Source organism: Solibacillus sp. FSL K6-1554, assembly GCF_038005185.1.
Lineage (GTDB): Bacteria > Bacillota > Bacilli > Bacillales_A > Planococcaceae > Solibacillus > Solibacillus silvestris.
In genome coordinates, this window is record NZ_JBBOSS010000001.1 from 2,865,242 (window position 1) to 2,884,027 (window position 18,786).

17 protein-coding genes are annotated in these 18,786 nt (G+C 39.2%); 4 read left to right on the plus strand and 13 right to left on the minus strand.

What is annotated here, in order from left to right; all coding sequences use genetic code 11:
• Positions 1-8 precede the first annotated feature (8 nt).
• The 7 genes from pyk to MHB58_RS14275 form a co-directional block, all read right to left on the minus strand.
• Entirely contained in the window at positions 9-1,769 is a 1,761-nt protein-coding gene (gene pyk / locus MHB58_RS14245; RefSeq protein ID WP_008407762.1) for a pyruvate kinase, read from the minus strand.
• A gap of 28 nt (positions 1,770-1,797) precedes the next feature.
• Positions 1,798-2,757 carry a 6-phosphofructokinase gene (gene pfkA / locus MHB58_RS14250; RefSeq protein WP_014823118.1) on the minus strand — a complete coding sequence of 320 codons (960 nt, stop codon included), beginning with the start codon at positions 2,755-2,757 and terminating at the stop codon, positions 1,798-1,800.
• Between the two features lie 155 nt (positions 2,758-2,912).
• Entirely contained in the window at positions 2,913-3,869 is a 957-nt protein-coding gene (accA, locus tag MHB58_RS14255) for an acetyl-CoA carboxylase carboxyl transferase subunit alpha (protein WP_008407766.1), read from the minus strand.
• Positions 3,862-4,734 (minus strand): acetyl-CoA carboxylase, carboxyltransferase subunit beta, encoded by an 873-nt coding sequence (gene accD, locus MHB58_RS14260; RefSeq protein ID WP_014823117.1) that lies wholly within the window; start codon positions 4,732-4,734, stop codon positions 3,862-3,864. The genes accA and accD overlap by 8 nt, the downstream gene beginning before the upstream one ends.
• A 26-nt stretch (positions 4,735-4,760) precedes the next feature.
• Positions 4,761-5,396, minus strand: coding sequence for a FadR/GntR family transcriptional regulator (locus tag MHB58_RS14265; protein ID WP_014823116.1), 636 nt, complete (start codon positions 5,394-5,396; stop codon positions 4,761-4,763).
• A 239-nt stretch (positions 5,397-5,635) separates the two neighbouring features.
• Positions 5,636-8,710, minus strand: a complete 3,075-nt coding sequence (gene dnaE / locus MHB58_RS14270) for a DNA polymerase III subunit alpha (protein ID WP_014823115.1) — start codon at positions 8,708-8,710, stop codon at positions 5,636-5,638.
• 19 nt (positions 8,711-8,729) lie between these two features.
• Positions 8,730-9,674: a DHH family phosphoesterase gene (locus tag MHB58_RS14275; protein ID WP_014823114.1), complete on the minus strand. Its 945-nt coding sequence runs from the start codon at positions 9,672-9,674 to the stop codon at positions 8,730-8,732.
• A 92-nt stretch (positions 9,675-9,766) separates the two neighbouring features.
• Here MHB58_RS14275 and MHB58_RS14280 point away from each other — a divergent pair, with 92 nt between their 5' ends.
• Positions 9,767-10,078 carry a YtpI family protein gene (locus tag MHB58_RS14280; protein ID WP_014823113.1) on the plus strand — a complete coding sequence of 104 codons (312 nt, stop codon included), beginning with the start codon at positions 9,767-9,769 and terminating at the stop codon, positions 10,076-10,078.
• Between the two features lie 46 nt (positions 10,079-10,124).
• Here the strand turns inward: MHB58_RS14280 and MHB58_RS14285 are convergent, their stop codons facing one another.
• Positions 10,125-11,432, minus strand: a complete 1,308-nt coding sequence (locus MHB58_RS14285) for a DRTGG domain-containing protein (RefSeq protein WP_008407772.1) — start codon at positions 11,430-11,432, stop codon at positions 10,125-10,127.
• A 215-nt stretch (positions 11,433-11,647) separates the two neighbouring features.
• Entirely contained in the window at positions 11,648-12,328 is a 681-nt protein-coding gene (locus MHB58_RS14290) for a metal-dependent hydrolase (protein ID WP_014823112.1), read from the minus strand.
• A 118-nt stretch (positions 12,329-12,446) separates the two neighbouring features.
• Here MHB58_RS14290 and MHB58_RS14295 point away from each other — a divergent pair, with 118 nt between their 5' ends.
• Entirely contained in the window at positions 12,447-13,535 is a 1,089-nt protein-coding gene (locus tag MHB58_RS14295) for a M24 family metallopeptidase (RefSeq protein WP_014823111.1), read from the plus strand.
• A gap of 281 nt (positions 13,536-13,816) precedes the next feature.
• Positions 13,817-14,452 (plus strand): 5,10-methylene tetrahydromethanopterin reductase, encoded by a 636-nt coding sequence (locus tag MHB58_RS14300; RefSeq protein WP_339262729.1) that lies wholly within the window; start codon positions 13,817-13,819, stop codon positions 14,450-14,452.
• A 75-nt stretch (positions 14,453-14,527) separates the two neighbouring features.
• Here MHB58_RS14300 and ald read toward each other — a convergent pair whose 3' ends face one another.
• A complete protein-coding gene (ald, locus tag MHB58_RS14305; protein WP_014823109.1) occupies positions 14,528-15,661 on the minus strand; it encodes an alanine dehydrogenase in 1,134 nt (377 codons plus the stop codon).
• Between the two features lie 333 nt (positions 15,662-15,994).
• Here ald and MHB58_RS14310 point away from each other — a divergent pair, with 333 nt between their 5' ends.
• Complete coding sequence (locus MHB58_RS14310; RefSeq protein ID WP_008407782.1) at positions 15,995-16,441, plus strand: universal stress protein; 447 nt, start codon at positions 15,995-15,997, stop codon at positions 16,439-16,441.
• 58 nt (positions 16,442-16,499) lie between these two features.
• On the opposite strand, the gene MHB58_RS14315 is transcribed toward MHB58_RS14310, so the two are convergent.
• The 3 genes from MHB58_RS14315 to MHB58_RS14325 form a co-directional block, all read right to left on the minus strand.
• Entirely contained in the window at positions 16,500-17,441 is a 942-nt protein-coding gene (locus tag MHB58_RS14315; RefSeq protein ID WP_340735459.1) for a class I SAM-dependent methyltransferase, read from the minus strand.
• A gap of 146 nt (positions 17,442-17,587) precedes the next feature.
• Positions 17,588-18,094, minus strand: a complete 507-nt coding sequence (tpx, locus tag MHB58_RS14320) for a thiol peroxidase (protein WP_014823107.1) — start codon at positions 18,092-18,094, stop codon at positions 17,588-17,590.
• A 189-nt stretch (positions 18,095-18,283) separates the two neighbouring features.
• On the minus strand, positions 18,284-18,775 hold the full coding sequence (locus MHB58_RS14325) for an RDD family protein (protein ID WP_087618420.1): 492 nt from the start codon (positions 18,773-18,775) through the stop codon (positions 18,284-18,286).
• Between the last annotated feature and the right edge of the window lie 11 nt (positions 18,776-18,786).

Here is an 18,786-nt window from a genome sequence, read left to right on the forward strand (position 1 = left end):
TACTAATCTTAAAGAACGCTGGCATGTCCTTTATAAATAACACCAGTTTCAGCATCCATTGTAATTTCCTGTCCGTGCTGAATTAAAGTAGTTGCTTCTTTTACACCGACAATAACAGGAATTCCTAAGCTTAGGCCGACTACAGCCGCGTGGGATGTTAGCCCGCCTTCTTCCGTAATAATACCTGCGCATTTTTCAATTGCCGGCATCATTTCACGGTCAGAGCCTACTGTTACAATAATTGCTCCTTCTGTGTCGTAAGCCAACGCTTCGGCTGCATTGTTGGCGATGATTGCATTACCAACAACTGACAGTTTACCAATACCTTGTCCACGTGCCAATAAGTCACCGATGACATGTACTTTCATTAAGTTCGTTGTACCTGCTTCGCCAACTGGAAGACCTGCAGTAATAACAACTACATCACCATGGCTGACAAATTCATGTTTTAGCGCTTCATCAACTGATAACTCTAAAATCTCATCCGTTGTAGTAACACGCTGCGTTAAAATTGGTTTAACGCCCCATACTAATGTCAATTTCTGTGCAACATTAGGCTGACTTGTAACTGCGATAATTGATACACCTGGTCGATATTTTGCAATCATTCTTGCAGTATTTCCGCTTTCGGTTGGAGCTAATACTGCTTTAACACCAAGATTAATTGAAGTATAGGCAACCGCCTGTGAAATAGCTTCTGTCATATTTGCTTCTTTTTCACGGCTTCGTTTTGATACAATTGCTCGGTAATCCAATGCGTTTTCCGTACGAATCGCAATTTTGTTCATTGTAGCTACAGACTCTACCGGATAAAGACCAGCTGCTGTTTCTCCTGAAAGCATGATTGCATCTGTGCCATCCATAATTGCGTTTGCAACGTCTGATGCTTCTGCACGAGTTGGACGTGGATTGCGCTGCATGGAGTCAAGCATTTGTGTAGCTGTAATAACAGGCTTGCCGACTTGGTTACATTTTCGGATTAATGATTTTTGTACTAATGGTACTTCTTCTGCAGGAATCTCTACACCTAAGTCACCACGTGCCACCATTAAACCGTCTGAAACTTCAATGATTTCATCAATGTTGTCAACGCCTTCTTGGTTTTCAATTTTAGGGATAATTTGAATGTGGCTGCCGTTATTTTGTTCCAGCAGCTCTCGAATTTCGAGTACATCCTTTGCAGTACGAACAAATGAAGCCGCGATGAAATCGATCCCTTGCTCAATACCGAATAAAATATCCGCTGCATCTTTGTCAGTAATACCCGGTAATTTCACAGAAACACCCGGTACATTCACACCTTTTTTATTTTTTAAAATACCGGCGTTTTCAACGATTGTATGAATTAAGCCTTGCTCGCTGTCTTTCGCAAGTACACGCAATTCGATTAAGCCGTCATCCAATAAAATTATATCGTTTTGATCTACGTCTTCAATCAGCTGATCATATGTGATGGAGAAACGTGATTCATTTCCTAAAACTTCTGTCATCGAAATATCGATTACTTGTCCTGTTACTAAATGCAACTCACCGTTTTCCATTGAGTGTGTTCTGATTTCAGGTCCTTTTGTGTCCAATAAAATTCCAACCGGTTTTTTCATGCGTTCTGCTGCATCACGAATTGCAGCAATACGATTCGCATGTTCCTCATGATTTCCGTGTGAGAAGTTTAAACGGGCAACATTCATCCCTGCCTCAATTAACTTTTCTAACATTTCTGGTGATTCACTAGCCGGTCCAATAGTACAAACAATTTTAGTTTTTCTCATAGTTTTGTCATCTCCGTTTTTATGCACTTTAAATTGAAAGCTCTTTTGATAATGTATACAAACTTAAATCTGCCTGGTGCTTAGTTTCAAATGCTTTTCTTAAATCATAATCGATTATAGCGTGATTTTTCACGCCAACTGCTCTACCACCTTTGTTTTCCAACAATAGCTCTACCGCTCTTGCACCAAATCTTCCTGCTAAAACGCGGTCCCGAGCCGATGGAGACCCTCCTCGTTGTATATGACCTAATACCGATGTCCGAATTTTAATCCCTGTGCGTTCTTCTAAAAGGTTCGCCAGTTTATGACCATTCATTACACCTTCAGCTACAATAATAATACTGTGGCGCTTTCCACGAGCTACTCCACGCTCAAGACGTGTAACAATATCATCCAGATCATACGCCTCTTCCGGTATTAAAATCGATTCTGCACCAGCTGCCAAACCTGCCCAAAGAGCAATGTCTCCTGCGTCGCGGCCCATTACTTCAATAACAAACGTATTTTCATGACTTGTTGCCGTATCTCGGATTTTATCGATCGATTCAACGACTGTATTCAGTGCTGTATCAAAGCCAATCGTATATTCTGTACCGGGTACATCATTGTCGATTGTACCCGGAATACCCACACACGGGAATCCTTTATCAGTTAATTGCATTGCTCCACGATAAGTACCATCTCCGCCAATGACGACTAAACCTTCGATTCCCTCTTCTTTCATGCGTTCGATTGCTCTATATTGTATATCATCCTGCTTAAATTCAGGGAAACGTGCTGAATACAGTTTCGTTCCGCCTCTTTGAATAATATCGCCAACAGAACCAATATCTAAAAGTTCAAAGTTCCCATTATAGAGTCCTTCATAACCATGATATACACCGACAACATCAACATTATGAAAACGCGCTTTACGAACGACTGCACGAATAACAGCATTCATTCCAGGTGCGTCTCCACCACTCGTTAAAACCGCAATCTTCTTCATACGACCTTTTCCTCCTATTACGCTGTTACTATCCACATTAACAGAAAACACGCTCATATGTAACTATTCTAGAAAACAAATTGAAATGCTTTTGAAAAAAATGAAGAATGCGCTCACACGCATTCTTCGTAGTACAATACTGTTATAAAACAACCTTATTGTTCTATATATTGTCCAATATTTTTAAATTTCATATAACGATTTTCAACTAATTGATCTGCACTCTCTTTATTTAGGTCATTAAGAATGTTTGTAAGATATTCTTTCATAAAGATCGCCTGCTGCTCAACATCCTTATGGGCACCGCCGGCAACTTCCGGAATAATTCCATCAATTACTTTAAGCTCCTTTAAATCAAGTGCTGTTATTTTCATCGCTTCAGCAGCCTCTTTCGCATAGCTTGCATCTTTCCATAAAATTGATGCAGCTCCTTCTGGAGAAATTACGGAATACGTTGAATTCTCAAGCATCAAAATTTTATTTGCCACTCCAAGTGCAAGTGCACCGCCGCTTCCACCTTCACCAATTACAATACTAATGATCGGTACCCGAATACCGGCCATTTCAAACAAATTACGCGCAATCGCTTCACTTTGGCCACGTTCCTCGGCTGCTTTGCCCGGATATGCACCTTTCGTATCTATAAAGCAAATAATTGGGCGTTTGAATTTTTCTGCCTGTTTCATTAAACGTAACGCCTTGCGGTAACCTTCAGGATGAGGCATACCAAAATTCCGGCGAATATTTTCCTTTGTCGTTTTTCCGCGCTGGTGTCCAATAATCGTAATGGGTTGACCATTAAACGATGCAATTCCGCCAACAATTGCTGCATCATCTTTAAATGTACGATCCCCATGCACTTCGATAAAATCTTCAAAAATTCGTTCAATATATTCCAGTGTCGTCGGACGATCAGCATGACGGGCTACTTGTACACGGTGCCAAGGTTCCATATTGGCATATACGCTTTTTTCAAGTTCCTCCAAGCGAGTTTCCAACTTTTCAATTTCCCCTGTCATATCGACATCTGCTTCCGTGGCAATTGTTTTTAACTCTACAATTTTTTCACGAAGTTTTACAACCGGTTCTTCAAATGCCATTAATTTAGACATGCGATACGCCTCCTTGTACATGCAATTTAACAATTGTTGCAATTTTGTCGCGCATTTCTGTTCGGTTAAAAATTGCATCAAGCTGTCCATGATCTAATAAAAATTCTGCTGTCTGGAAATCATCCGGTAACTTTTCACGTACCGTTTGTTCTATTACACGACGCCCCGCAAACCCTATCAGACTTTGAGGCTCTGCAATATTATAATCACCGATCGATGCAAAACTAGCTGATACACCACCTGTAGTCGGATGCGTCAAAATTGAAATATATAGTAGGCCTTCCTCGCTATGGCGTTTTAGAGCCACACTCGTTTTTGCCATTTGCATTAATGATAATACGCCTTCTTGCATACGTGCACCGCCACTTGCCGTATAGATAATAAACGGCACTTTCAGCTCTGTCGCCTTTTCTACAGCGCGTGTAATTTTTTCACCAACAACTGATCCCATAGACCCCATACGGAAATGCGAATCCATTACCGCTACAACAACCTGCATCCCTTTTAATGCACCTACACCTGTTAATACAGCTTCGTTTAACCCTGTTTTCTTAATATCCGCTTCCACTTTTTCCACATATGCAGGGAAGTTTAACGGATTTGTTGTTTGAAGATGATCGTCCATTGATACAAACGAACCTTCATCTAAAAAACAGGCGATTCTTTCATTGGCTGTCAAAGTAAAATGATGCTGACATTTCGCGCATACTTTTAAGTTTTTTTCGAGTTCTTTTGTGACATGAATGGTTTTACATTTTGGACATTTTGTCACGATGCCTTCTGGAAAGGATTTTTCATCTTCTTTTCTAGTAATATTATCAGTATTTTTTTTACGACTAATTGTAAATAAATCACGAATTGCCATCGTAATCCCCCTTTATATTGACGTAATCATTCTTTAATAATGATCATCCATTTTTCATATGAATCAATTGCTTCTTGTATATATCCCATTTGCAATGAAGCAAGCAGTATTTTTAATTCCATTTTCTCTTCTTCTGTAATTTCATTTGCCGATAGATTATTGCTGAAAGAAAGAAGCTGGAGCCAAATTTTTAATGCGAGGCGGTTCCCTGAAACGATCATACACTCACGAAGTATGTCTTCTCGTTTTAACTCCTGCCCAAGTTCTACCTTTACAAAAAAGCTCTCCCAAATCGGCAGTGCCCTTAAATTGTCAGACTGGCAAATAATTCGGATCGCTTCTTTTTCGTGCATTTGTCTTGTTGCATGCACATCCGCGATCGATTTTTCGTCCTGTAATATAAAAGAGCTGACAATTTCAACAAACTGATGGTGTTGCATACTTGACAAATATGTACCACCGCCATGCCTTGTTTCGATCAAGCCAAGTAACTCCAGACTGCGTAATGCTTCCCGAACCGAAGACCTTCCCACTTGTAGCTGCTCGCTTAACATTCTTTCTGAAGGAAGCTTTTGCCCTTCCTGAATATTTTGTTCTTCAATTAAATCGTGTAATTGCTTAACAATTTGAATAAACATCTTTTTTGCGGGCTTATCTTCCAAATTTTTCACCTCACCGTGTCCTACGCATTCCATTATTATTAACAAAAGTGGTCAGACCAGTTACTAAAGTAAGAATACAAAATGTTTTTCTCATTGTAAAGAGAAAATGTAAAACTTATATTTTATATATAATAAAATTTGCGAATATATAACTAGATTTCCGTTTTTTCGATAAATTTAGCTGAACCCATATAAAAAGAGCGCCTCTAAAGCTATTAGAAAGCGCTCTTTATTGCTATTTATTTTATAATAATCTGTTTAACTTTTATTTGTTGTTTATTAAATCGGTGCTCGTAAAAGCCCTCTATATAAAGCAATCCTTCTTCTCGGATTTTCCCGACAACTTGTTCATATTCTTTCGGGAACAAGGTTAAGGATACTGTTCCATACTCATCTTCCATTTGTACAAATGCCATCAATTCACCGCGCTTTGTGCGGAGCTGGCGCATTTCCCTGACTTGACCGATTATTTTTACAAATGCATTGTCTTTAAGTTGCGCCAATGTTTGAACAGTTGCAGTTACTTCAGGGAATTGACTTCGTAATTTTACAATTGGATGGTCCGATAAATAAAAACCGAGCACATCCTTTTCGTATTGCAGCTTAATTTTTTCCGGTATTGGCGATGTTTCACTATATTTCGGTTTGCCAAATGCCAGTAATGCCCCTTCAAACAAGTCATCCCCGCCTGGACGTACAAAATCAGCCTGTTTTTGCGCGCCTTCAATAGTGGCAAGTAGTGTGGCACGATCTTTCCCGAATTCATCAAGTGCACCTGCTTTAATGAGCGGTTCGATAATTTTCCTGTTGAAATTTGCTGTCGTCAACGTCACCGCCAAATCAAAAATAGAATCAAACGGCTTTTGTCTTTCTTCACGTGCAAGTAACAGTTTTTGCATAAAAGGCTGTGGTACACCTCTAATGGCTGACAAACTAAATCGGATTTTCCCGCTTTCCACTTTAAAGTGACGCATACTTCGATTAATCGATGGTGGTAAAATTTCGATTCCCTTTGCTTTTGCCTCCATTAAAATTTGGGCAAGCTTGTCCGGGTTGCCTGTTGCATTTGTCAAAAGGGCAGCATAAAAATTCACAGGATAATTGGCTTTTAAGTACGCCATTTGATAAGAAATAACACTATAGGCAACGGCATGGCTTTTCGGAAAACCATAATCAGCAAAACGAACAATTAATGCATATACTTCTTCGGCTGCCTGCTGTGTATAGCCTTTTGTTAAGGCTCCTTTTACGAAAGAAGCTCGCTGCTGCTCCAACACGTCACGTTTCTTTTTACTCACAGCACGACGCAGCAAATCAGCCTGTCCAAAAGAAAAGCCAGCCATCACATTTGCAATTCGCATAATTTGTTCCTGATAAATAATAACGCCGTATGTCTCTTCCAAAATCGGTGTTAAATGCGGATGAGGCATAATTACCTGCTCTTTTTTATGCTTTCTTCTTGCGTACATCGGGATAAATTCCATTGGGCCCGGTCGATACAATGCATTGACCGCAACAATATCTAAAAAGTGGGTCGGTTTAATTTCACGTAGTGCATTTTTCATACCGTCCGACTCAAGCTGGAAAATGCCATTAGTGTCGCCATTTTGTAAAAGCTCAAATGTTTTTTCATCATTGAGCGGAATGTGATTAAAATTAATTTGTCTATTATGGGTAAACTGAATCGATTTCCGGATTTGCTCTAAAATCGTTAAATTTCGGAGCCCTAAAAAGTCAATTTTCAACAGCCCGTTTTGCTCCACTTCTTGCATAGGCCACTGTGTTAAAAATATCCCGTCATGTCCTTCTTCAATTGGCACGACATCGACTAATGGAACAGGACTCAATACAACCCCCGCTGCGTGTGTTGACGCATTCCTTGGAAGACCTTCCAATCGCAGAGATGTTTGAAACCACTTTTGACGGATAGGCTCCGCTGTAATCCATGCTCTCAAGTTTTCCGACATTGCATATGCTTCCTTCAATGTAATGCCAGGTTTATTTGGAATAAGCTTTGAAATCATTTCCAATGCTTCACTTTCAAAATTGAACATACGAGCTACATCCCGGGCAACCGCCTTGGCTGATAATGTACCGAACGTAATAATTTGCGCGACATATTGTTTGCCGTATTTTTTCGCCACATACTGAATGACTTCATGCCGTCTCGTATCTAAAAAGTCGATATCGATATCCGGCAATGTAATACGTTCCGGATTTAAAAAACGTTCAAACAGCAAATCGTATTGCAATGGATCTACCTGTGTAATCTCGAGTGCAAATGCAACAAGAGAAGATGCGGAAGAACCACGGCCAGGACCTGTTAATATTTGGGCTTCACGAGCAAACTGCATAAAATCGGCAACAATCAGAAAATAATCTGAGTAGCCCATCGACTGAATAACATGAAGCTCATAGTTCATCCGTTCAACATAATGACCAGGCAATGTATTCGTATTTAAACGTCGCTGTAAACCAGTCATTACTTGCTGCTGCAGCAAGTTTTCCGCCGTCTCCCCTTCTCCAACCGGAAACTTCGGCATATAAACATTATTTGTGTTTAGTTCAATTTGACAGCTTAATAATAAATTTTCCGATTGTACGAGCCATTGTTGCTGATCATGAAATTTTTGCTGCCATTGTTCGGCTGTCAGTAAATGATTTTCCTGTTTATTACTCTGAACAGCATCATTCAGTTTTACACCGGTATGAATGGCTTGTGCCACTTCATAGGCAAAGAAGTCCTCTTCATTGAAAAACAGACTTTCATGTGTAGCAACAATTGGGAGTGCATTTTTTTCAGCGAGCTGGACTGCCGAACTCTCCAAACTAGATGTGTCGGATAAACGGGAAATCCCGATATACACTTCATCCGGATAAGCCTTCATGAATTCTGCCAATACTGGCTCTGCCATTTGCTGTAACCATATTGCCTGTTGTTCGAGCGCGGGAATCATAAAAGCAATTCCTTTGCCATATGCAAGCAGCCATCGTAACGGAATTGTTTGCTCCGGACGAATGGCGATACTGCTGGAAATTTTCAATAAATTACGATATCCTTCATTTGTTTTTGCATATAAAACAAGCGGTAATGATTGTTCTTCTGTCAATTCAAGCTGAATTGTCAAGCCTACTACCGGATGAATACCTGCCCTTTTCATTTCAAACCAAAAAGGCAAAAGTCCGTACAATTTCGTATTAACAATTGCACAGCTTTTTGCCTTTTGATGATGTAAAAAAGGGATGAGCTCATCTATACGAATTGTACTTTTCAATAAATCGGCACTTGTCCGTACTTGCGGATATACAGTCACCCGTCATCCCTCCATCATATTATTTATATTCACTGCAAATGACTTTCAAATCTTCAATTACTCGATCTGCCTCTTCCCAAGAGTAAGCTGTAGCACCGGACGCCAATGGATGTCCGCCACCATTATACTTTTTCGCAAGACCGTTGATAACAGGACCTTTCGAACGTAAACGAACGCGAATCGCATCATTGTCTTCAATGAACATCACCCATGCTCGGATATTCTTTACATTGCCCAATGAGCTGACTAATAGAGAGGTTTCGGAAGGTGTAGCATCATATTGCTGTAAAATGGCTTTAGGTAATTTTATCGAGGCCGCCCCGTCTTCATCCATTTCAAAATGCTGGTATATATAACCTTGAAGATTTAATAGTTTGCGTTCCATTTCGTACATCCCATCAAATACTTCGTTACGGTCGAAATTATATTGTACAAGTTGTCCTGCTGTTTCAAAAGTTTTCGGGCTCGCACTCGGATATAAGAACCGCCCTGTATCACCGACAATTCCCGAAAATAACAGGCGTGCCGCTTCATCTGACATTTTCCAATCCGCATACGTTTTGCCTTCTTCATAGAGCTCATAAATCATCTCACTGCATGAACTGGCATCCGTATCCACCCATAATAAATCGCCATATGCATCATCATTTGGATGGTGGTCGATTTTAATTAGAAAGTCGCCATTTACATAGCGCTGATCATCAATACGTTCTGTATTCGCTGTGTCTGTCACAATAATCAGTGCCTTTTCAAACTGCGCATCTTCAATTTGCTGCGGAGAAGCCATGAAAGATAATGAGTCGTCATGCTCACCGACCGTGTATACCACTTTTTCGGGATAATTTGTGCGAATTAACTCAGCCAAACCTATTTGTGAACCGTATGCATCTGGATCCGGTCGTACATGGCGATGCAAAATAATTGTTTTATACTGTTTAATTTTGTCAATAATTTGACGTTTCAAAACATTTCCTCCTCGTCCATAATGAATACCTATATCATTTTCCATTAAAAATCGTTACAATATTTAGTAGTTTGGCTATTAGGAGGTTCACTATGGTCTATTTAAATTTTCTGTTTGTTGCCTGTATTATAGCGTCACTCGTATGTTATTTCTATTTTAAAACAAAGCAGTTCCGTTCGACACTGCCTATTCGTCGTAAATGGTATACTGCGAAAGCCGGAGTTGCGCTTGCCGCATTTCTCATCTTCTTTGGTCTTAATGCAACGATTCTGTATCCGGATATTTTAGGGTTTGCCGTTGCTGCTGTTTTCCTTATCGTTGGAGCAGGTTTAGGTGTCAATAACTATAAACGCATGCAGCATGAAGGCCGATACATAAAGGAAGAATACGAATTAAACAGGTAAAAGAGCGGGGTCTGTCGAAAGCGTTTTACTTTCAGCAAGACCCTTTTTATCGTTCTAATAGCTGGAATGTCATCATCGCTTTTCCAACGAGATTTGTCGCGCTGTATACTTCAAAGTCCATTTTCACGAATTTACGAGACATGTCCAAAATTCTAGGACGGACTGTTAATACGCTTTCCATCTGTACGGGCTTGATGAAGTAAATGTTCATATTTTCAACTACCGCTTCCCCGCGCTTACGACGCTTCAATGCAAAAGCCCCGACTTCGGATAATAGGATTGTAAAGGCACCATATGAAATCGCACCAAACTGATTTGTCATTTGCGGTGTAACAGTAAATTCAACTTCAATGTCCTCTTCACCCATTACACGCATTTCATTTTTCACTAGATCATCAATCGTTTCGCCATGCTGAGGCTGACGCTGTGCTAATTGAATTGCCTTCAATACATCCTGACGACTGATAACCCCTTTTAATAGCCCTTCTTCATCAATGACAGGAAGCAAGTCGATTCCTTCCCAAATCATTCGGTGTCCTGCTGAAGCAACACTTGTTTTCATTGAAGCAGCAATCGGGTTCTTCGTCATTACTTTATCAATAGGCTCTGACTCTTCTTTCCCGATCACGTCCTTGCTCGTAATCATACCGACAAGTCTGTTTTGGCCTGTCACTACAGGGAAAGCCCCGTGTGTCGTACGACGGTTCTGTCTATGGAAATCGGCAATTGTATCATTATTTTTTAATACAGCTGTATCTTCCATCGGAACATACACATCTTCGATCAGTAAAATGTCTTTTTTAATCAATTGGTCATAGATGGCACGGTTAATCATCGTCGCCACCGTAAATGTATCATACGTTGTCGAAATAATCGGTAAATCCAATTCGTCGGCCAAGTCTTTAGTCGATTCTGTTGTATCAAAACCGCCTGTAATTAATACTGCTGCCCCTGTTTTCAATGCATATTCATGGGCCTGGGTACGGTTTCCGACAATGAGCAGGCTCCCCGCATCTGTATAGCGCATCATATCATCAAGCTTCATCGCACCTATTACAAATTTCGTCAATGTTTTATGGAGACCTGATTTTCCACCTAATACTTGACCATCTATAATATTTACAATTTCAGCAAATGTTAAGCGTTCAATATTTTCTTTCTTTTTCTTTTCAATTCGAATCGTTCCTACACGTTCGATTGAGCTTACAAGACGTCGGTTTTCAGCTTCTTTAATCGCTCGGTAAGCTGTCCCTTCACTCACTTGCATTTCCTTTGCAATTTGACGAACCGAAATTTTATCGCCAACTGGTAGTGATTCAATGTATTGTAAAATCTTCTCGTGTTTCGTTGACAATTACATCACCTATTTCTCATCATTCATTTATGTCTTTAGTGTACCATATTTAAACGGCGCAATTATACTATTTTCAATACATATACCCGTATAATTGCTTATAAATGTAAGAAAAAGCTCATCAATTAAATAAGACAAACTGCCCAACAAAATATATTGTGGGCAGTTTGAGTTTTTAGCACAAATAGTATCAAATTGATTGCGTCAGCAGTAAATTAGAATTTCACATATTCCCCTGGCTGCAATACTTGTACTTGTGCGTCTTCAACAAGATTCGCAAAGTCAGCCGGATTTTGTTCAATCGGCGGGAATGTATTGTAGTGGACAGGCACAACAATTTTCGGTTTTAATAACGAAACCGCATAAGCTGCATCTTCAGGTCCCATCGTAAAGTTGTCGCCAATCGGTAAAAAAGCAATGTCAATTGGATGACGTTTCCCAATTAACTCCATATCTCCAAATAATGCTGTATCACCAGCATGATAAATTGTTTTTCCCTCTGCCGTAAATAAAATTCCGGCCGGCATTCCCGTATAGATAATTTCATTGTTTTCCGTTACGTATGACGAACCATGAAACGCCTGTGTAAATTTCACTTTTCCAAATTCAAATTGGCGTGCACCACCAATATGCATATTGTGTACTTTGCACCCTTGCCAGCCTAAATAGTCTGCAAGCTCGTTTGGTGCAACTACAAGGGCATCATGCGCTTTAGCTAATTGTACAGTATCACCAACATGATCATTATGTCCATGCGTCAATAAAATGACATCCGGTTTTTCGTTTTCAACCTTTAAATCTGTTTGTCCATTTCCATTAATGAAAGGATCAATTAAAATCGTTGTCCCGTTTGTCACAATTTTAACGACGGAATGTCCGTGAAATGAAATCTGCATTTAACATACCTCCTAAAATAACCTTCCTTGTATCATTCGATAAATATGCACAATTCTCCTTTTTTTGATATGCTTATACGGCGAATTCATTAATTGAATAACAAAGGAGTTTTATACAATGTCGAAATTAAAACAATTACAAAATCATTTAAAAGAAAATGGTTGGGATGCTGCTTTTATTACAACACCTGATAATGTCTTTTACTTTTCCGGTTTTAAAAGTGAGCCGCATGAACGTTTACTTGGTGTTATGGTATTTAAGGACGCGGAACCGTTTTTAATTTGCCCTAAAATGGAAATGCCTGATGCAGTAGCTGCAGGATGGGCTTTCGACGTTGTCGGACATGAAGATACTGAAAATGCCTGGGATGTTGTTGCAAAAAATGTCGAGGCTCGCAACGTTGCCTTCGATACATTGGCTATTGAGAAATCTCATTTAACAGTTGAGCGTTTAGAAGCGATCCAAGAACGATATGAGCAATTAAAATTTGCAGGTATTGATGAAAAAATTAACGCGCTTCGTATTTCAAAAGATGAAGCGGAACTTGAAAAATTACGTAAAGCTGCCGAATTAGCGGACTACGCAATTCAGGTTGGCTGTGATGCAATTGCAGAAGGCGTAACAGAAATGGAAGTTTTAAATACAATTGAATCAGCTATTAAGGCAAAAGGCTATGCGATGAGCTTTGATACAATGGTATTGGCTGGAGAAAAAGCGGCTTCTCCTCATGGAACACCTGGAAACCGCAAAATTAAAAAAGGCGACCTAATCTTATTTGACCTGGGTGTTATTTACGAAGGGTATTGTTCAGATATTACGCGAACAGTAGCATTCGGCCAGCCAAATGACGAGCAAATTAAAATTTATAATGCTGTTCGCCGCGCAAACGAATCTGCAATTGAAGCAGTTAAACCAGGGGTCCGGGCGATGGACTTGGATAAAATTGCCCGTGATGTTATTACAGATGCAGGCTATGGCCAATACTTCACTCACCGTTTAGGCCACGGTCTTGGTATTTCAGTTCACGAATTCCCGTCGATCAACGGCGCTAACGAGTTCGTTCTAAATGAAGGAACAGTTTTTACAATTGAACCTGGCATTTATAAAACGGATATTGCAGGCGTTCGTATCGAAGACGATGTCGTTGTAACAAATGATGGTGTGGAAGTACTTACATCATTCACAAAAGAACTTGTAATTTTATAAATTTAAACTTCGATTAGTAGGGGCTTCATCCCCTTTACCGCTAAGCTTTCGCGTACTACTCGTTAATGCGGGGTAAATTATTAAACAAGTAAATTGTATAGAAACTATTAAATTTGCATATACTATAGCGAGCAGTCCTTTACAGAGGTCTGCTCGCTTTTAAATTTTGGTAGGCATTTCAACCAATTATCCACTTTACAATTTTTAACTTGTTTTCTAAAAGCAAAAATGAGGAATAGAAGATTAATTACTTAAAAATAACCGAAAGGAAGTGGTGCATTATGAAAAAATGGTCATTTACAACGCTACTTATAATTTTGCTTACACTATTGCCAATAAGTCAAATTGAATGGAATACGGAAGCCGAAGCGAGTCAAACAAGTAAGGTAAATAATGAAGTCATTTCAAATAGTGCATCACCGAACAAAACGGTAAAGGAAAAAGCTCCTGTCTCGAATACAGGCTTTATGCCAAAAGTAAATCGCAGCTATACGTATAAACCTTCTTTTGAAGATGCCGGACAAAAAACATATACCGCTTCTAAAAATAAATCGATCGAAAACTCGGTAGAATTGTTGGAAGAAGACTATATCGGCTATACGTATATTGAAGATCAGCAGCAGCTTGCATTAGGAGTTGCCTACTCAGATATATTTTTCTTCTCATTAAGCTACCCGATGAAAGAAAAAACAACAATTACCGATACGAATTATTTATATGACGGTACTACGGAAACAACACCCGTTTACGTTGAAAGCACAAATGCAACAGTTAAAACAAAAGCAGGAACATTCCGTAATGTAGTAGTCTTAAAATATCCAAACGGCTCGAAAATCTACTTAGCAAAAGATCACGGTATTATCCGCATTACCGATTTTGAAGGTAATATTACAACTGAGTTAATCTCGGTTAAATAAAATGACCACATAAAAAATCCGCTACGTTTGGTTTTGCCAATCGTAGCGGATTTTATTATTGCTGTAAAATGCTTATTAATTTAATCCTGTCAGTGCCCCTAATACATCTTCTACTTCTGCATATGACAGCCCTTGCGCGTCTGCTACTGCACGGTATACAACTTTACCGTCTAATGTATTAACGCCGCGTTTTAATGCTAGGTTGTCCAGGCATGCACGTAAAAAGCCTTTATTTGCAATTTGTAATGCATAAGGAACTGTATTGTTTGTTAACGCAATTGTCGACGTACGTGGAACCGCGCCTGGCATATTTGCCACCGTATAGTGGACAACACCATATTTAACAAATGTAGGATTGTCATGTGTTGTTACTTTTTCAGATGTTGCAAAACAGCCGCCTTGATCGATTGCAATATCAACAACAACAGATCCAGGTGACATCGATTGAATCATTTCCTCTGTAACCAATTTTGGTGCCTTCGCTCCTGGAATCAGCACTGAGCCAATTACTAAATCAGCAGAACGAACAGCATCTGCAATATTATAAGGATTTGAAATTAATGTTTGAACATCTCGACCGAATAAATCATCAAGTTGGCGTAATCGTTCTGGATTTAAATCGATAATCGTAACATCCGCTCCCATGCCAACTGCTACTTTAGCTGCATTTGTTCCCGCAATACCACCGCCAATTACTGTTACTTTACTGCGTGGAACACCTGATACACCACCAAGCAAGATGCCTTTACCGCCTGGCAGCTTTTCTAAATAATGTGCGCCGATCTGTGTTGCCATTTTACCTGCAACTTCACTCATCGGTGTTAATAATGGTAAAGAACCGTTCGGTAATTGAACTGTTTCATAGGCAATACCGATTACTCGATTTTCAAGTAAAGCTTTAGTCAATTCAGGCTCCGGAGCTAAATGTAAGTACGTAAATAGTATTAATCCTTCACGGAAATACTTGTATTCACTTTGTACAGGTTCTTTTACTTTTAAAACCATTTCTCCTGCCCATGCTTCGGCCGCTGTTTGTACAATATGGGCACCAGCGTCAATATAGTCCTGATCCGTAAATGCAGATCCTAATCCTGCACCTGTTTCAATATATACTTCATGACCATTTGCGATTAATGACAATACCCCTGCTGGTGTCATCGCAACTCGATTTTCGTTGTTCTTTATTTCTTTCGGTACCCCTATTTTCAACATAATTCCTCCCTTTAACAATCACTTAGAAATATGATTAACATAAATCAAATCCATTTTACCAATTTTACCCGCAAATTAGTAGAGGATTTTGAATGTAAATTCTATTCTGAATAATGAATCGTTAATCATATCTTACTCCTGTATAGAAACTGGCAATATATTGCTGAAAAAAATATTTTATAATAGTAAAAATATTTTTTACTATAAATCCAAACTTTGTGACCATTTCATGGAAGTTATTGTATTTCACCTATTTTTTGGCGCAGGAATTATGTTCTTTGGAAAATTATTTGGTATAATATAGTTATAGATAATTAGGAGGTATGGAAAATGGCAAACCATTATAAAAGCATTGTAGTAGCAGTAGACGGCTCGAAAGAAGCAGAATATGCATTCCGTAAATCAATCGATGTTGCAAAACGCAATGAAGGTGCAACAATCAACCTAGTAAATGTTATCGATACACGTTCTTTTGCAGCTATAGAAGCTTATGACCGTTCAATTGCTGAACGTGCTCAACAACATTCCGAGGAATTGTTAAACGGCTACAAAAAGCAAGCTGAAGCAGAAGGCGTTGAAAACGTTAATCTGATTATTGAATATGGCTCTCCTAAAAATATTATTACAAAAGATCTTTCAAATGTTGTAGAAGCAGATTTAATTATCTGTGGCGCAACTGGTTTAAATGCGGTTGAACGTTTCCTGATCGGTTCTGTATCAGAAGCAATCGTACGTTCAGCTACATGTGACGTATTAGTAATCCGTACACCAGAGTGATTTAAATAAGTAACATACAAAATGCCATCTTCTCAATTTGAGACGATGGCATTTATTATTATCGTTTCTGATTATTGCTTTCTTTCCACATGCTTACTTTTTCGAAGAACATTGCGAGAGCATCACGGTTTGACATATTCGGTACTTTTGCCAATAAAACCTCACGCGGCGCTTTTAACTGCTCACTTTGCTTTTGTAAAATTAAAATACTTTTCTCATGTGTTTTTGATGAGAACAGGTTTTCAGGCAATTGGATGACTGCCTGAATCCATGCATGTCCTTTAATATACTGGTGAAGCTGTTTTGCCTGATCTGATTCAAATAAATTTGCCGGAATCAGGAAAAATCCAAAGCCACCTTCTTTTGTATAATTTAAAGATTGCTCAATAAACAGATGGTGTGCGTAGCTCATTCCTTCTGCCGCGCATAATTCATAGTCAAGTGCTACTTCTTCATTCGGATAAAATCCTACAGGTAAGTCGCAAACCACCGCATCAACTGGATCGACCAATAGTTTTTCCAGTGCATCTTGACGGAATAATGTAACAGGTTGTTGGATCAGGTCTCCTGTCGCTGCTGCTAGTCGAATTAATAAATCATCAACTTCCACTCCAGAAGCTGTCACTTTTCCTTCCAATGCATTCATGACTGTAAAGAGTAGATTCCCTGTACCGAGTGCCGGGTCAACAATTGAAATCGTCCGTTCCGATAATTCCTGGTCAAAGCACTGCTCTACAAAGTGGCTTACAATCAGCCCCAGAGTATCCGGTGTCATTTGGTGATTCGGCTGGGCACTTTTACGCATCCCCTTTAAAATTGCGATTTGAATCGCTTTACGCATATCTTCCTTCGTCGCTCCTTGGACTTGCCATTCAAATTTCCCGTCCAATGTATCTTCCAGTGTTTGCAGTAAAGCTTCCAAATAATCCTGCTCTTGCTGCCCTACAATATTTTCTGCATTGTCATTAATATATTTAAATATTTGTTCAAACTTTTCCATTAGACTAACTCCCTCATTCCATTCATTTGGATTTTTCGCCTGATTGCGACATATCCATTAAATGAACAACCCACTCAATCATTAATCATTGAGTGGGTGTTAATTATACATGTAATTACTTTACAACAAAATTGTTCAAAACGAAATTATTTTGCAAGAGCTTTTACTGCTTCAATCGCAGCATCATAATTCGGGTGGTCTGTACCTTCTGGAACATATTCCACATAAGCAACTTTGCCAGTTTCATCAACAACAAAAATTGAACGTGCTAAAAGGCGTAATTCTTTCATATGTACGCCATATGCTTCACCGAATGATGCATCGCGGTGGTCTGATACTGTTACAACATTATCGATACCCGCAGCTCCACACCAACGTTTTTGAGCAAATGGTAAATCCATTGACACTGTATAAATTACAACATTGTCACCTAAGTTAGCCGCCGCTTCGTTAAATGTACGAGTTTGCTTATCACATACACCTGTTTCCAATGAAGGAACAACTGAGAATAATCGAATTTTACCTTCAGAATCTTTTAAAGTTACTTCTGATAAATCGTTTGCAACCACTGTAAAGTCCGGTGCTTGATCACCAACTTTTACCTCATTACCGATTAGTGTTACTGGACTGTTTTTAAATGTTACTTGTGCCATATTAAACGCCTCCTTTATATTCCCTAATATTACTAAAAAAGATTTAGCAATTGCAACTAACTGAGCTTATATTCATTAAATTAAGAAGAGAAAAAGAAAAGAGCTGTTTTTATAAGACGAATCTTACAAAACAGCTCTTCTCTTGCTTAGAAGGTGTCGATAGTAAATTATTCCCCCTTCTATTCATTTTCAAACATCTTTTGTATAAATATTTTCATGAACAACGACCGTATCCGCAAAATAATCGGCAATACTTTTATTGTTCGGTGAAAAGGCTACGATTAAATACGGCAAGTATAATAATGTGCCGTTGATAAATCGGCCTACCCCTTCACGAAACAGAACTGTCATCCAATCCAGTGCTTCCCCGTCATCTTTTTCAACCTTTATTCCAAACGTCATTTTCCCTAAAGTTTGCTTAAAAAATTTTGTCATGAGCACAAAATAAGCGTAGAAAATAATTCCCGAAAGAATTGTCATTGGCGCATACCACACATCGCTGGCAACACTCCAATTCATCAATGCAAACACCGGCTTAATCGAGACGCCGATAATCGCACTTATGACAATTGAATCCAACAGAAATGCCCAGAATCGCATCCAGAAGCCGGCTGTTTTTTGTTTAATAGAAGGCGGCTTTACGACAGATGCTTCATCCACTACTTCGATTATGTCAGTCATCGTAATCCCTC